This is a genomic window from Neptunomonas concharum, assembly GCF_008630635.1.
Lineage (GTDB): Bacteria > Pseudomonadota > Gammaproteobacteria > Pseudomonadales > Balneatricaceae > Neptunomonas > Neptunomonas concharum.
Genome location: NZ_CP043869.1, coordinates 3,547,254 through 3,561,992, shown reverse-complemented (window position 1 = coordinate 3,561,992; position 14,739 = coordinate 3,547,254). Strand labels below are relative to the sequence as shown.

The 14,739-nt window shown below is 48.8% G+C and carries 14 protein-coding genes; 4 read left to right on the top strand and 10 right to left on the bottom strand.

The window, feature by feature from the left end:
* The first annotated feature begins 482 nt into the window (after positions 1-482).
* The 4 genes from rpmH to mnmE all read left to right on the top strand — a co-directional run bounded on the left by rpmH (position 483) and on the right by mnmE (position 4,159).
* Positions 483-617: a 50S ribosomal protein L34 gene (gene rpmH, locus F0U83_RS16920; protein WP_138985914.1), complete on the top strand. Its 135-nt coding sequence runs from the start codon at positions 483-485 to the stop codon at positions 615-617.
* Positions 618-649: 32 nt separating this feature from the next.
* Positions 650-1,027 carry a ribonuclease P protein component gene (gene rnpA / locus F0U83_RS16915; RefSeq protein ID WP_138985913.1) on the top strand — a complete coding sequence of 126 codons (378 nt, stop codon included), beginning with the start codon at positions 650-652 and terminating at the stop codon, positions 1,025-1,027.
* A gap of 13 nt (positions 1,028-1,040) precedes the next feature.
* Complete coding sequence (gene yidC / locus F0U83_RS16910; protein WP_138985912.1) at positions 1,041-2,711, top strand: membrane protein insertase YidC; 1,671 nt, start codon at positions 1,041-1,043, stop codon at positions 2,709-2,711.
* Between the two features lie 80 nt (positions 2,712-2,791).
* The gene (gene mnmE, locus F0U83_RS16905; RefSeq protein ID WP_138985911.1) at positions 2,792-4,159 is read left to right on the top strand and encodes a tRNA uridine-5-carboxymethylaminomethyl(34) synthesis GTPase MnmE; all 1,368 of its coding nucleotides are present in this window, start codon (positions 2,792-2,794) and stop codon (positions 4,157-4,159) included.
* 16 nt (positions 4,160-4,175) lie between these two features.
* On the opposite strand, the gene yghU is transcribed toward mnmE, so the two are convergent.
* From yghU to F0U83_RS16855, 10 genes are all read right to left on the bottom strand, one after another.
* On the bottom strand, positions 4,176-5,021 hold the full coding sequence (gene yghU, locus F0U83_RS16900) for a glutathione-dependent disulfide-bond oxidoreductase (protein WP_138985910.1): 846 nt from the start codon (positions 5,019-5,021) through the stop codon (positions 4,176-4,178).
* Positions 5,022-5,174: 153 nt separating this feature from the next.
* Positions 5,175-6,518, bottom strand: coding sequence for a hypothetical protein (locus F0U83_RS16895; RefSeq protein ID WP_138985909.1), 1,344 nt, complete (start codon positions 6,516-6,518; stop codon positions 5,175-5,177).
* 8 nt (positions 6,519-6,526) lie between these two features.
* Entirely contained in the window at positions 6,527-7,507 is a 981-nt protein-coding gene (locus F0U83_RS16890; protein ID WP_138985908.1) for a serine/threonine protein kinase, read from the bottom strand.
* Between the two features lie 48 nt (positions 7,508-7,555).
* Positions 7,556-8,449: an EamA family transporter gene (locus F0U83_RS16885; RefSeq protein WP_246077562.1), complete on the bottom strand. Its 894-nt coding sequence runs from the start codon at positions 8,447-8,449 to the stop codon at positions 7,556-7,558.
* Between the two features lie 45 nt (positions 8,450-8,494).
* On the bottom strand, positions 8,495-9,493 hold the full coding sequence (locus F0U83_RS16880; RefSeq protein ID WP_138986650.1) for an adenosine deaminase: 999 nt from the start codon (positions 9,491-9,493) through the stop codon (positions 8,495-8,497).
* Positions 9,494-9,559: 66 nt separating this feature from the next.
* The gene (locus F0U83_RS16875; RefSeq protein WP_138985907.1) at positions 9,560-10,642 is read right to left on the bottom strand and encodes a BMP family ABC transporter substrate-binding protein; all 1,083 of its coding nucleotides are present in this window, start codon (positions 10,640-10,642) and stop codon (positions 9,560-9,562) included.
* 30 nt (positions 10,643-10,672) lie between these two features.
* Positions 10,673-11,176, bottom strand: a complete 504-nt coding sequence (gene gpt, locus F0U83_RS16870; RefSeq protein WP_138985906.1) for a xanthine phosphoribosyltransferase — start codon at positions 11,174-11,176, stop codon at positions 10,673-10,675.
* Positions 11,177-11,273: 97 nt separating this feature from the next.
* The gene (locus F0U83_RS16865) at positions 11,274-12,638 is read right to left on the bottom strand and encodes an 8-oxoguanine deaminase (RefSeq protein ID WP_138985905.1); all 1,365 of its coding nucleotides are present in this window, start codon (positions 12,636-12,638) and stop codon (positions 11,274-11,276) included.
* 73 nt (positions 12,639-12,711) lie between these two features.
* On the bottom strand, positions 12,712-13,638 hold the full coding sequence (locus tag F0U83_RS16860; protein WP_138985904.1) for an ABC transporter permease: 927 nt from the start codon (positions 13,636-13,638) through the stop codon (positions 12,712-12,714).
* 4 nt (positions 13,639-13,642) lie between these two features.
* Complete coding sequence (locus F0U83_RS16855; RefSeq protein WP_138985903.1) at positions 13,643-14,737, bottom strand: ABC transporter permease; 1,095 nt, start codon at positions 14,735-14,737, stop codon at positions 13,643-13,645.
* Positions 14,738-14,739: the final 2 nt, after the last annotated feature.

The window sequence follows — 14,739 nt, the reverse complement described above, 5'->3', positions numbered from 1 at the left end:
AAAGTCTCCGTCGTCTCAAACCCGTTTAACCAACGCTTTACACTTAAGTAACTGTTATATGTGGGTGATTCTACATTGATCCACATCAGTTATCCACATACTAACAGAAATAATTTTTAGGTTTTATTTCAATATTTTTATTTATTGCCAAACAGGGTGGTTTTGTAGCCATTTACCAGCAAAAAAGGCTTATAAACAAACAATATACAGCCTATCAATAGACTTATACACAACATAAACATATGAAAATATTGAAATATTGATGTTATGAACATTTTTATTCAGAAATCATGTTAAAAATTGCCTTTTGCCACTCCCAGCACCAAAACCACTCACTCATAACAATTAATCGCGCACTCTTTGTAAAAAGCATTTGAAAAGGCCGTTCAAATTCTCTAGAATCTCGCGTCTTCATTTTTGCTCTGTAGGCTTCAGCCAGCTAATAACCGAGCACAGAAACAAGCGTTAAGTAGGACTGACTGATGAAAAGAACATTTCAACCAAGCGTTTTAAAACGTGCCCGTGCACACGGCTTCCGCGCTCGTATGGCTACAAAAAGTGGTCGCGCGATCATTAACCGTCGTCGCGCTAAAGGCCGTAAGCGTCTGTCTGCCTAATTTTAGGTATGCAGCCTGGTCTGGTTAATTAAATGACCGAATTCGAATATCCCCGACAGTTACGTCTGTTAACTGCCGGGGATTTTCAGTTTGTATTTGATAAGGCTTTAATTAAGGTACCGGATCAGAAGATTCTTATCCTTGCCCGCCCTAACGAACTCGGCCACCCGCGCCTTGGGTTTGTCATTTCTAAAAAAAATGTGCGCAGAGCAGTGAAACGTAACCGCGTTCGGCGTATCATTCGCGAGTCTTTTCGCCTGAATCAACATAATCTTCCTGCGGTCGATATGATCGTCTTGGCGCGCCCAGGGCTTGGAGATATGGAATCAGCTGACTTGCAGCCACTTATTAAGAAGTGCTGGTCAAGGCTGAATAAACGAGCGAAACAAACTCTTAACAAGCAAGATTAACGGTCCCAAACCTATGGATGTACAGCGAGTCATATTGGTTGCCGCACTGGCGCTTATCTCATACATGCTGGTATTGCAGTGGAATGAAGATTACGGCAAGCCACAAACGGCACAAGCGCCCGTAGCCTCAGTTTCTGCCTATGGCAGCAGCACAGCTGCAGCAAGTAGCGACAGCGACCTGCCAACCGCCGATAGCAAAACACCAGCAGATATCCCGGCGACAACCTCAAGTGTTAGTAATGCACAAGCCCAGTTAATCAGCGTTAAAACCGATGTTTTGGATGTGCTGATCGACACCAAGGGCGGCGACATCATTCAGGTTGCACTGCCTGCTCACAAAGCCAGCATCGATAGTGATCTGCCTTTTGTGCTGCTTGAGCAAACCGTTAACCGTGTCTATGTATCTCAAAGTGGACTCGTTGGCCCAAATGGCCCAGACGCGAATCCAGAAGGCCGCCCGACTTACCGCGCAGAAAAATCTGAATATGTGGTAGATGAGAGCGGATCTGTGAATGTCGACCTGACATTTACTGATAAACAAGGCGTACAGATCACCAAGCGCTACACCTTTACTCAAGGTGCTTACACCATCGATCTGAACTACATCATTAACAACCAATCTGCTGCACCTTTCCAAGCGAACCTGTTTGGCCAGATCAAGCGTGACCGTAGTGCCGACCCGAATGCCTCTACCGATATGGGTATGCAATCTTACTTAGGGCCAGCTTTCTCTACATCCGAGGAAAAGTATAGAGAGTATGACTTTGACAATATAGATGAAGCCCAGTTTAAACAGACGTCACAAGATGGTTGGGTTGCTATGGTACAACACTATTTTATTAGTGCGTGGATTCCCTCACCCGGGGCAGAGTACACTTACAGCAGCCGTAAACTACATGATAAATACATTGTTGGTTTTGTTTCTCCAGTTCTAAGCGTTTCACCAAGTGAAGAGAAAATTATTAGCGCTTCTTTCTTTGTAGGCCCTAAAGATGAAGAGCAAATGGAAGCCGCAGCCCCTGGAAGAGAGCTAGACCTAACTCTTGATTTTAGTTGGTTATGGTGGATTGCAACTCCTTTGTACTCTGTACTCAAGTGGCTATATGGCATACTGGGTAACTGGGGCTTGGCAATTATTAGCATCACTGTTCTTGTTAAAGCAGCACTTTTTCAGGTCAATGCGAAAGCCTTTAAATCAATGGCGAAGATGCGTAAGTTTGGCCCAGAGATGACTCGCCTGAAAGAACTCTACGGCGATGACCGCCAGAAGATGTCCCAAGCAATGATGGAGCTCTACAAGAAAGAGAAGATCAACCCGCTGGGTGGCTGTTTGCCAATTCTGGCACAGATGCCAATCTTCATTGCACTGTACTGGGTACTGATGGAAGCTGTAGAGCTTCGCCACGCTGAATTCCTCTACCTGACCGACCTTTCGGTAAAAGATCCATACTTCATCCTGCCAATCATTATGGGTGCGAGTATGTTTATTCAGCAGATGCTGAACCCGACACCGCCAGACCCAATGCAGGCGAAGATCATGAAGATGCTACCTATCATGTTTACGTTCTTCTTCTTGTGGTTCCCTGCTGGTTTGACGCTGTACTGGGTAGTGAACAACATTCTGTCGATCGCACAACAATATGTGATCAACAAACAGATTGAAGCGGCGCCAAGCGGATCATAAGATACGCATAGGCACCACGAAAAGGCTCCTGCGGGGGCCTTTTTCAATGGTAGCAACGCAAAAAGAGTAAGGGAGCCCCTATGAGCCTGACACCCCAAGACACCATTGCCGCCCAAGCCACTGCACCCGGACGAGGTGGCGTTGGTATAGTACGTGTATCAGGCCCGAAAGCGGCAGCCATTGCAGAGCAGATGCTAGGCCATCTACCTAAGCCCAGATATGCACACTATGGCGCATTCCAAGATGAACAAGGGCAGGAGCTGGATGAAGGGATCGCACTGTTTTTCCCAGGCCCTAACTCGTTCACTGGGGAAGATGTTCTAGAGTTACAAGGTCATGGCGGCCCGATCGTGATGGATTTTCTACTGCAACGGGTACAAGCGCTAGGGGCTCGTTTAGCGCGCCCGGGTGAGTTCTCAGAGCGGGCATTCCTTAATGATAAAATGGATTTAACCCAAGCAGAGGCCATTGCAGACCTGATCGACAGCGCCTCTCAACAAGCCGCACGCTGCGCGCTACGCTCATTACAGGGAGAATTCTCCCGGCGTATCGATACGCTAGTGGAGTCCCTGATTCAGCTACGTATTTATGTAGAAGCAGCCATCGACTTCCCCGAAGAGGAGATCGACTTCCTCGCGGATGGCAAGGTACTCACCGACCTAAACGGCATTATTACCAATCTCGAAGCGGTACAAAAAGAAGCCAAGCAAGGCAGCTTGATCCGAGAGGGGATGAGTGTGGTTATCGCCGGCCGCCCCAATGCCGGTAAATCCAGCTTACTCAACGCACTGGCAGGGCGAGAAACCGCTATCGTCACCGATATTGAAGGCACAACCCGAGATGTACTACGCGAGCATATCCATATCGACGGGATGCCACTGCACATTATCGACACGGCAGGCCTACGTGACGCACCCGATGAAGTAGAACGCATCGGTATTCAACGCGCATGGGAGGAGATCCAAAAAGCAGACCGTGTGCTCTTGATGGTAGACAGCACGAAAACCCACGCCGACGACCCCCATCAAATCTGGCCGGAATTTGTCGATAAGTTGCAAGATGACAGCAAGATCACCGTTATTCGCAACAAAGCCGACCTAAGTGGCGAAACCATCGGCATAACAGAAGCCCATGGCTACCCACTGATTCACCTATCAGCAAAAGCCGATCTAGGCGTTGAGCAACTACGCGACCACCTCAAACAATGCATGGGCTACCAAGCCACCACCGAAGGCGGATTTTTAGCCCGTCGTCGCCACCTAGAAGCACTCAATACCGCCCACCAACTCCTTGAAACCGGCCGTGAACAGCTAACATTCCATGGGGCAGGTGAACTATTAGCCGAAGACCTACGCCAAGCACAACACGCCCTTGGCGAAATCACCGGCCAGTTCAGCAGCGATGACCTGCTAGGGAGAATCTTTTCGAGCTTCTGTATTGGGAAGTAACATTCCGCTGAGTATGCTACTTTTCCAGATCTGAAGCACTGTGCCGTTCTGGCACTTGTTCGGACTCATCTCCCCACGTACGGTTCACTTTGCGGCCTCGAATGACGGCAGGGCGTTGTCCGATCTCAGCGGCCCATCGCTGTAGGTGGGTGTATTCATGGGCAGATAAAAACTCCGCCGCATTGTAAGCAGTACCTTGTACTAACGCGCCATACCAAGGCCAGATGGCAATGTCGGCAATCGTGTATTCATCTCCTGCGATATAGCGTCGTTCAGCTAGTGCCGTGTCCAGCACATGTAGCTGGCGTTTGACTTCCATCGTGAAACGATTAATGGGGTATTCAAACTTTTCTGGCGCGTAAACATAAAAGTGGCCAAACCCGCCGCCAAGGTAGGGTGCAGAGCCCATTTGCCAGAATAACCAGTTCATCACTTCGGTTTTGGCAGCGGTATCCGTTGGCAAAAACGCGCCAAATTTTTCGGCTAAGTAGAGCAAAATAGAACCCGACTCAAACACGCGAATTGGCGTATCGCCACTGTGATCCACCAGCGCCGGGATTTTAGAGTTTGGGTTAATATCCACAAAACCGCTGGAGAATTGATCCCCCTCACCAATACGGATCAGCCAGGCATCATATTCCGCGCCAGCGTGGCCGAGTTCTAATAACTCTTCGAGCATAATGGTCGCTTTCACCCCATTTGGGGTTGCCATGGAGTAGAGCTGTAGCGGGTGTTCACCAACGGGGAGTTCTTTTTCGTGAGTTGCTCCCGAGATTGGCCGGTTGATATTCGCAAACTGGCCACCGCTAGGCGCTTCCCATGTCCAAACCTTGGGTGGTGTGTAAGTCGTGGTGTCGCTCATATTGTTAACCTCTCAAAAAACCATCATGCTTACATTAGTAGACTCTACAGTAAGCCATTAGTCTCAGGGTTGCGAGGGACTAAACAGACAAATTTCATATCGGGAATAACAGCTTTATGGTTACCGGCCAACGCATGTGCACGGTAAAGGGTATTAAAACAGGCTAGCCTGTTCATAAAGATGCAGAAAAATAATCTGCAATAACAGAAACTTAATGCTAAAAAGGCGGTTTCTCATAAATAACGTGTAGTTACTGACATTGAAACGCCCCGCCAACGTCAAATGCATACCCGATAAGGGAGAACCAATCACCCCGCCTGACCAGCACATTAAAAAGGTCATTGCCAGCAGATCAGGTGATGTATCTAAATTCGCCAGCAAACCTCCTGCCGTGGCTATAGTGATAACCGGGTGTACTCCCATTATCGATAGGAGTAGCGAGATCACCAATAAGCCACAGGCATGCCAAGCACTAAACACAGTGAGGCCAAGTGAAAAATGCGTAGTGCTGACTAAAGCCCCAATCCCAACAGCAAGCACACCTGCCGAAAGAAACAGTAACAGCTCAGACCCTATGTTCGGGATTACATGCAATATATGATGCCGATAAGCCGAGAGCCCATGGGATGTTCCCCGTTGCTGAATCGAGATGCGCGCAAGCATAAGTAACGGCAGCAAAATAGACACCAATGAAATCAATGTCAGAACAGGAACTGTCGGTAGAAGAAAATGACCTATCATGATGAAAAGTGCTAGCAAAGAAGGGATCCATAGAGCAGAGAGATCCAACGGATAACCCTTAAAGGCTTCTATTTGCGCATCTTTCGCCATGTCAGATCCACCTATCCACAGAGCACAGACGGCTATAGGCAAACCCGCTAGCGCCAGAATAAACAGATGTGCGCCGGGTGAGTTCGTCAGGGCTACCCCCATGGCTGCAAAGAACGGCGACCAGAGCGCCGCTGTGCCAAACCCTCGCGAGAGGGTAGCGGCCTGTGTCATTGTTAATGGCTGTCGCTGGCTTAGACGCTCAGCCATAATCACCATCGCCGATATATTGATCACCGCGCCAAATAGATGAACGCCCAACAGGGTTTTCCAAAATGCTTTAACGCCTTGCGGCTCAGACCGTTCACCTTGCATCTGGGAGGCGGCCACTAATCTCAAGAAACTGACAGCCGCCAACATGGTGACCAAAGCCTGATTAGCACTGAGCGCTTTTAGCCAGAGGGTTATTGCATCAGCCTCAGACAACCCCCACAGTAAGCAACTAACGCCTACCAATAGCATCACACCGGATTGCAGCAACTGCATGCGCCGCACACGACTGAGCAGCAGTAATGCCGCTAACCAGCCACACAGCCCTGCCCACCAACTGGGTAGCGCATCGGTTAGCCCTGCCAGCACTGACAAGGTAATCATCAAAAACAACAAGCCACCCGCGAGGGGAAAGAAGCGCGGGCTTACCGGCTCTGTTTGGCTCTGAGAATGAGACACTCGCTACCTCAGCGTAACTTTAATACCGGCTCTTGCAGGGCAGAAAACTGCTCTCGCAACTGCAAGAGATGTTCACCCCAGTAACGCTCAGTATTAAACCAAGAGAAGTTGTGGGGGAAGGCGGGATCATCCCAACGGCGGGCAATCCAAGCAGCATAGTGCATCATCCGCAGTGTCCGTAGCGCTTCGATCAGATGCAGTTCCCGCGGATCAAAATCCGCAAACTCGTTATAGCCTTCGATCACTTCGCCGATTTGTAGTTGTTGCTGTTGGCGATCACCTGTCAGAAACATCCACACATCCTGTACGGCAGGTGCCATACGCGCATCATCAAAGTCGACAAAGTGAGGGGTATCGTCTCGCCAAAGTATATTGCCTGCATGACAATCGCCATGCACACGTATCTGTTTAACATCACCGGCACGCTTAAACGCACTATCGATTTCGCGAAGCAAGTCACTTGTAAGGCTATCGTAAGCATTCTTCAGCGTCGAAGGGATAAATTCCCGGCTGATAAAGTCAGCGCTATCGATGCCATAGCTTTGAATATCTAGCGTAGGCCGATGAATAAAGGGGCGAGATTGACCCACTTGATGAATTCGCCCAATGGTTCGCCCTAGCTGAAATTGGTGTTCTGGATCATCCAATTCGGGGGCTCGACCACCACGGCGTTCAAACAATGAAAAACGAAAATCCTGAAAACTAAACAGGCTTTCACCATTCGCTTGCTGCATCGGCGCAACAACGGATAGTTCTTGCTCCACCAGCTCATACATAAACTGGTGTTCCTCTTTTATCTGCTCATCGCTCCAACGCTCAGGCCGGTAAAACTTGGCAATCAGCGGCGTTTCTTCTTCGATTCCGACCTGATAAACCCGGTTCTCATAGCTATTGAGTGCCATGATGCGACCATCACTGAGATAGCCCAGTGATTCCACCGCATCGATCACGGTATCAGGGGTTAGTTCGTAAAAGGGCTGTTTATTCATGGTTAGATCACAACATCCAAAAGAAGAGCCGCCACAGTAACCTAAAGATTAAGCTGCCGCCAGACGGTCAATTCTGCGCTGCATTAAAATAGCCTGCACTACACCCGATAATATAATCAACAAACAGCCTGATATTTGTAGCCACGAAAGTGTTTGCGCAAACAGAATCCAGCCAAAACTCACCACGGCAATCGGCTCCATATAGGCGAGAGTGCCAAAGGTCGCGGCAGGCAACTCACGCAATGCAATCACGGCAAACAAAATAGCCAGAAAACCAGGCAATAAACCTGCTGCTAATAACCAGCCCCACTGGGTGCTATTAATCGGCTCAGCGTGTTGTAGCATCAAAGGCAGTATGCAAAGCGCGCCAACCATTAATTGGTACCAGCTGCGGGTATAAACATGAACACCGGCGGGGATTGTACGGTTCACCAAAATAAAGCCCGCATAGGTGAAGAGCGCCAATGCAGCGAAGCCTAATCCAACGGCGTCATCTGAGCCATCGCTAAATTCCAAGCGAAACTCCATCATCATGGCAAAGCCAAATAGCGCCAATAATATGAGTACGACGGAGCTACGATTGAGCCTTTCCCCCATAAAAAAATGAGCAACGATTGAAGCGGCTACCGGTGCGAGATAAACCATCATAATGGCATTCGCCATGCTGGTATAATTCATTGCCTGAACGTAGAAAACGATAAACGCTGCTAGAAACACGCCGTTTAATAAAACTTGCCACGACGGCCACTGTTTTAACAGGTGGGCTTTACGGGTCAGAAGCAGAAATAACAGCATCAAACCACCACCGAAAAACAACCGATAAAAGGTGATAGTTTCAGCACTCAGTTGCGCATATTTTGAGATAACACCGATGGTGCCCATCAAAATAGCGGACATAACCGCCATGACTAAGTAGGGCAGGCGACTACTGCTGTTATTCACTATTTCTATTCCATAGAGGAAGTGAGCGCTTACATCGATCCAAATTTACACGAATTGTGACTGGGTGCGAGTAATGTACTTCTGTTTATCACTATCGGGGAGGAAACTGGCACGAATACTATTAGCTGCTAACTGCTTCGCCTGTTCGCAGGTCAGATCTAAAGCATCATGGAGTGCCATAAAGTTCTCTACAAGATACCCACCAAAGTAAGCAGGATCGTCCGAATTAACAGTTACCATAACACCCCTGTCCAACATTTCTAGCAGGGTATGATGGCGCATCTCAGCAAATACTTTTAGGCGGGTATTGGATAACGGGCAAACGGTTAGAGGGATCTGTTCCTGAATCAATCTTTGCATGAGGCGTTCATCCTCAAACGCGCGAACCCCATGATCAATCCGATCAACCTTTAAAAGATCTAACGCGCCCCACACGTATGAAGGCGGGCCTTCTTCACCGGCGTGGGCAACCGCTTTAAAACCTTCGGCCCGAGCTTTAGCAAATACCTGTTGGAACTTCTCTGGTGGGTGCCCGAGTTCTGAACTATCCAACCCCACGGCGATAAACTTGTCGCCAAACGGTAAGGCCGCTTCGAAGGTGGCAAAAGCCTCCTCTTCAGATAGGTGGCGTAAAAACGAGAGAATAAGGTAACTGCTCACCCCTAGCTCCGCTTTACCCCGTTGCAGTGCATGATCAATTCCTCGGATCACCACCTCTATCGGGATACCTCTTTGCGTATGGGCCTGCGGATCAAAGAAAGGTTCTGTATGTACCACGCCTTGTGCTTTGCATTTTCGCAGGTATGCCCATGTCAGATCAGAAAAGTCCTCTTCGGTTTGCAGCACACTTGCACCCTGATAATAGATGTCGAGAAAATCCTGCAGATTACTAAACTGATAAGCGCGACGTACCTCTTCAACGGTTTGATAGGGCAGCTGGACGCTGTTGCGTTCTGCCAACTGCATCATGAGTTCGGGTTCAAGGCTGCCTTCTAGGTGCATATGCAGTTCAGCCTTGTGGAGTTGATGAATAAAGTCCTGCATACTCATAACGATCCTCCACTCATCATAAAGGGGCTGTAGCCCAGCCCCTCTGGTTCATTAACAATATTACTTAGGAATATCGCCTTTAACGCCTTCAATGTACCAGCTCATGCTCGCCATTTCGCCGTGTGGCAGAATCTCACCTTCAGCAACTTTCAGCTCACCGGCTTGGTTCTTAATTGGTCCTGTGAAGGGGTGGAAGCTGCCCGACTTGATAGCATCAATAATCGCTTGAGCTTCTGTAGCAACCTCTTCTGGGATATTCGTGAACTCAGGAATGACGATCTCACCTTCAGTCATGCCTCCCCAGTGATCTTCTGACTTCCACGTACCATCCATAACCTGCTGAGTACGTTTGATATAGAACGGAGACCATTCGTCAACCACAGATAGGATGTGAGCTTTAGGGCCAAAGCTAGACATATCAGATGCCTGACCTACCGCAAAGACGCCACGACGATCCGCCGCTTGCATCGCTGCTGGGCTGTCGGTGTGTTGCAAAATCACATCCACACCTTGGTCCATCATCGCGTTTGCCGCATCGGCTTCTTTACCTGGGTCGAACCAGCTGTTTACCCAAATAATTTTTAGCTCAGCTTCTGGGTTGTACTTGTTCAATGCCATCTGTACCGCGTTGATATCACGGATCACTTCAGGGATTGGGAAAGAGGCGATGTAACCAATCTTGTTCGACTTGGTAACTTTTGCAGCCACAAAACCTGCTACATAGCGGCCTTCATAGGTGTTAGAGATATAGGTACCGACGTTTTTCGCTTGCTTGTAGCCTGTTGCGTGCTCAAAGGTCACTTTTGGAAACTGCTTCGCTACTTTCAGCGTTGGGTTCATAAATCCAAACGAGGTTGTAAAGATCAGATCGTGACCCGTTTTGGCTAAGTTACGGATTACACGCTCAGCATCCGCACCTTCAGGTACGTTCTCAACATATGTGGTCTTCACTTTATCGCCAAAATGTTTTTCCACCGCTAGGCGCCCCTGATCATGCTGGTAGCTCCAACCATGGTCACCAATAGGGCCAACATAGACAAAACCCACTTTAAATGGATCAGCAGCTTGAGCGGATAGGGTTGCCGCCAGACCTAGGCCTGCCACTAGGCCCGTTAGGATTTTTTTTAACACCGGTTTTTTCATTTTATCGTCCTCGTTAAACAATCTTGTTTGTTAGCTATTGGCACGATCAGCCAGCGGCGTAGAAAAAGCATACTCCATATCCCATGGGAAACGAATCCACGTATCTTGGCTGACTTCCATAACGTAGGTATCCACTAAGGGGCGGCCCGCCGGCTTGGCATATAAGGTCACAAAGTGGGCTTTGGGTAACATCTCTCGCACGAATTTTGCGGTTTTTCCTGTATCGACCAGATCATCCACCAGCAGAAAACCTTCACCATCACCTTCAACGGACTTGAGTACATTCAGCTCGCCTTGGTGCATCGCAGCGTCTCCCTCTTTGGCTGCGCCATAGCTGGTTACACATACGGTATCAATCAAACGAATATCCAATTCTCGTGCCAATATTGCCGCCGGTACGAGCCCACCCCGGGTGATGGCAATAATGCCTTTCCAAGGGCCTAGTTCGAGCAAGCGCCATGAAAGGGCACGGGAGTTACGATGTAGCTCATCCCACGATACCGGAAAGTCTTTGCTATAAGGCAGGTGCGCCATAGATTGTTCCTCTTTTCAAATAAGCTTCGCGCCTGCCACTAAATCATGACAATAACGTGAATTAATGGACAAATCATAACCTAATAGTCAGGATTTTCTAGCCTAATAGTTTGCGAGCCAATGTTTTTGCAAGCCTTGTGTGCTCGGCCATCAGCGCATCAGGGTCTAGTCCAACAATAGCGCCTTCTTTAACTGTCCATTTCCCGGCAATCATCACACGATCTGCTTTATGAGCGCCACATAACAGCAGCGCGGCCAGAGGGTCATGACTGCCTGAGAATCTCAGTTCATCCAGCTTAAACATAGCAAGGTCTGCCTGTTTGCCGACCGCTAGTTCCCCAACATCCGAGCGCCCCAACACACGAGCAGAGCCCTGCGTCGCCCATCGGTATGCATCAAAGTGGATCACACCCGCAGATCCATAGCGTAATCGTTGCAGATAGAGTGCTTGCCTGACTTCCATGATCATATTGGAGCCGTCATTAGAGGCTGAACCATCGACACCTAACCCTACAGGCGAGCCGGCGGCTTCCAGCTCTTTACATCGGGCAATGCCTGAAGCCAGCATCATGTTGGAGGTAGGGCAGTGGCAAACACCTACGCCAGCGCCACCAAGACGATTGATCTCTTCATTATCAAAGTGGATGCCGTGTGCCAACCAAGTGCGGTTATTTAACCAGCCAACACTCTCTAAATAATCGACCGTGCGCATACCAAAGCGCTGTTGGCAAAATGCTTCTTCATCTAGAGTTTCAGCCAGATGCGTATGCAAGCGTACATCAAACGCTTCAGATAACGCGGCGCTGGCTTTCATAATCTCTGGGGTGACCGAAAAGGGGGAGCAGGGAGCCAGAGCGATTTGGATCATGGCGCCATCATTTCGCTGGTGATACTGCTTAATTAAGCGTTCGCTGTCATCCAGTATCTGTTGCTCAGTTTGTACAGTGGTCTGCGGAGGCAAGCCGCCATCATCCTCCCCTAAGCTCATCGAGCCTCGGGTGAACATGGCACGCATTCCCAGTGTATTCGCCTCTGCTACCTGCACATCAATGGCGTTTTCCATCCCTTCAGGAAAGAGATAATGATGATCTGCTGCTAACGTGCAACCCGATAACATCAACTCCGCCATCGCTAAGCGTGACGCTGATGCCAACATCTCTGGCTCCAATCCGGCCCATAGTGGATAAAGCGTCTTTAACCAAGGAAACAGCTCTTTATTGAGCGCATCAGGATAAGCGCGAGTGAGCGTTTGATAAAAATGGTGATGGGTGTTGATTAAGCCAGGTAAAACCACATGTTCCCGTGCATCTACTATTTGATCAACTGGCTCAGCAGGGGTGGCACCACGCGCCACTAACTCAACAAGGGTATCCCCTTCAATGACCAAACCAGCCTCCGCATTGACTTTCGAGTCAACTAATATAGCCAGAGGGTCTTTAATCCAAATACGCTGTGGTTTCATATATCTAATCTATATTTTTCAGGGTGGGTATAGCGGGGTTAGTTTACCCCGCTATGATTAGGCCATACTGATATCAAGAGCTAGCATGGAAAGGCTTACCTAACGACACCGGAGCAAACAGTTTGCTGCGGCTCTGATTGCGGGATAGCATCACCAACACAAATACCGTTGCGACATAAGGCAGCATTGCCAATAGGTTAGGGGAGACGGCAAAACCTAACCCCTGAGCGACTAAGTGCAAGATACTGGCTAAACCAAACAGGTAAGCGCCCAACAAGACACGCTCTGCACGCCAGCTGGCAAATACCACCAAAGCCAGCGCAATCCAGCCACGACCTGCCGTCATGTTCTCAGCCCAAAGTGGTGTATAGGCCAGTGATAGATAGCCTCCCGCTAAACCAGCCATCGCCCCCCCAAAGGCAACGGCTAAATAGCGCGTGCGCATAACGGGCAGGCCTATCGCATTCGCAGCATCGGGGTTCTCTCCAACCGCTTTAACAATCAATCCTGTTCGACTACTACGGAAGAACCAATAAACAGCAGCGAATAGCCCAAATGAGAGATAGACGATCAGATCCTGAGCAAACAGCATTTTACCAATGACAGGGATGTCGCTAAGAACAGGGATCGCAATCGCGTTTAAACCATCAATCGGCTTACCCACAAAATCAGACCCGATAAAAGCCGATAACCCCGTGCCAAAAATGGTAAGAGCAAGGCCTGTCGCCACTTGGTTTGCACTTAGCCCTAAGGCAATCACGGCAAATAGTTGAGACATTAAAATTCCAGCAATAATCGCCAGCATAAAACCAAAGAAGATATTACCGGTCAGTAAGGTGGCGATAAATCCTGCGACCGCACCCATCAGCATCATCCCTTCCTGCCCCAGATTTAGCACACCACTTTTTTCACAGACCATCTCCCCAAGGGCAACAATCAACAAGGGTGTTCCAGTACGGACCATGGCGTAAAGTACATTTGTTATCAGATCAATATCCATCGTCTTACTCCGCGCCTGCCACTGGGCTAGTCGATTTTTTTAACCAAGGAAATTTAATTTTGAAGCCGATCAACACATCACAGGCTAATAGATAAAAAAGCAACATGCCTTGGAAAAGGCCAGTGATTGCCAACGGCATATTTAACTCAATTTGCGCCATCTCGCCGCCCATATAGATCAAAGCCATTAATAAGCTGGCAAAAAGAATACCCACCGGATGTAAGCGCCCTAAGAACGCGACAATGATTGCTGCATACCCATAACCTGGGGAGATTTGTGGTACCAGCTGGCCTAAAGGGCCCGCGACCTCTCCAGCACCGGCTAATCCTGCAAGTCCACCACTGATCAGCAGAGTAATCCATATCAAGCGCTTATGCTTAAAGCCTGCCAGTTTTGCTGCACTGGCATCTAATCCCAGCACTTTAATCTGAAAGCCCATAAAGCTTTTCGCTAATAACACCCACACCGCCACTACAGCGAACAGAGCAAATAGGATACCGGCATGGATTCGCGTATCTTCTATCAGAACCGGCAGCAGCGAAGCTTCACCAAACATCGCCGATTCGGGGAAGTTAAAACCGTTAGGGTCTTTGAGCGGTCCATGTACAGAGTAGATCAACAAATTGAGCGCGATATAGTTGAACATGATCGTAGTGAGAATTTCGTTTGCATTGAAGCGGGTCTTCAGCCACGCAGCTAATAGCGCCCAAAGTGCCCCTCCGGCAATACCGCAGAGTAAGACAGCAGGTAAGGCCCAAAAGCTCTCTATTTCTGTGATATTGACCGCCAAAGCGCTGGCAGCCAAACCACCCATTAATAGTTGGCCTTCAGCACCGATGTTCCACACTTGTGCTTTAAAAACCACCGCTAAACCAATCGCACACAAGAGAATAGGAGCAGTTTTCACACACCACTCTGCTAGCCCGTAGGTATCAGAGATAGGGGTATACAGCATGGTTTTTAATGCATGAATAGGATCATGCCCTTGCAAATAGAAAAACACACTGCTGGTTAATAATGTCAGAACACCCGCCAATATCGGAGACAGGTAAGCCATTGTGCGGGAGTGCTCACCCCGTGGTTCCAATTTAAATAACATAG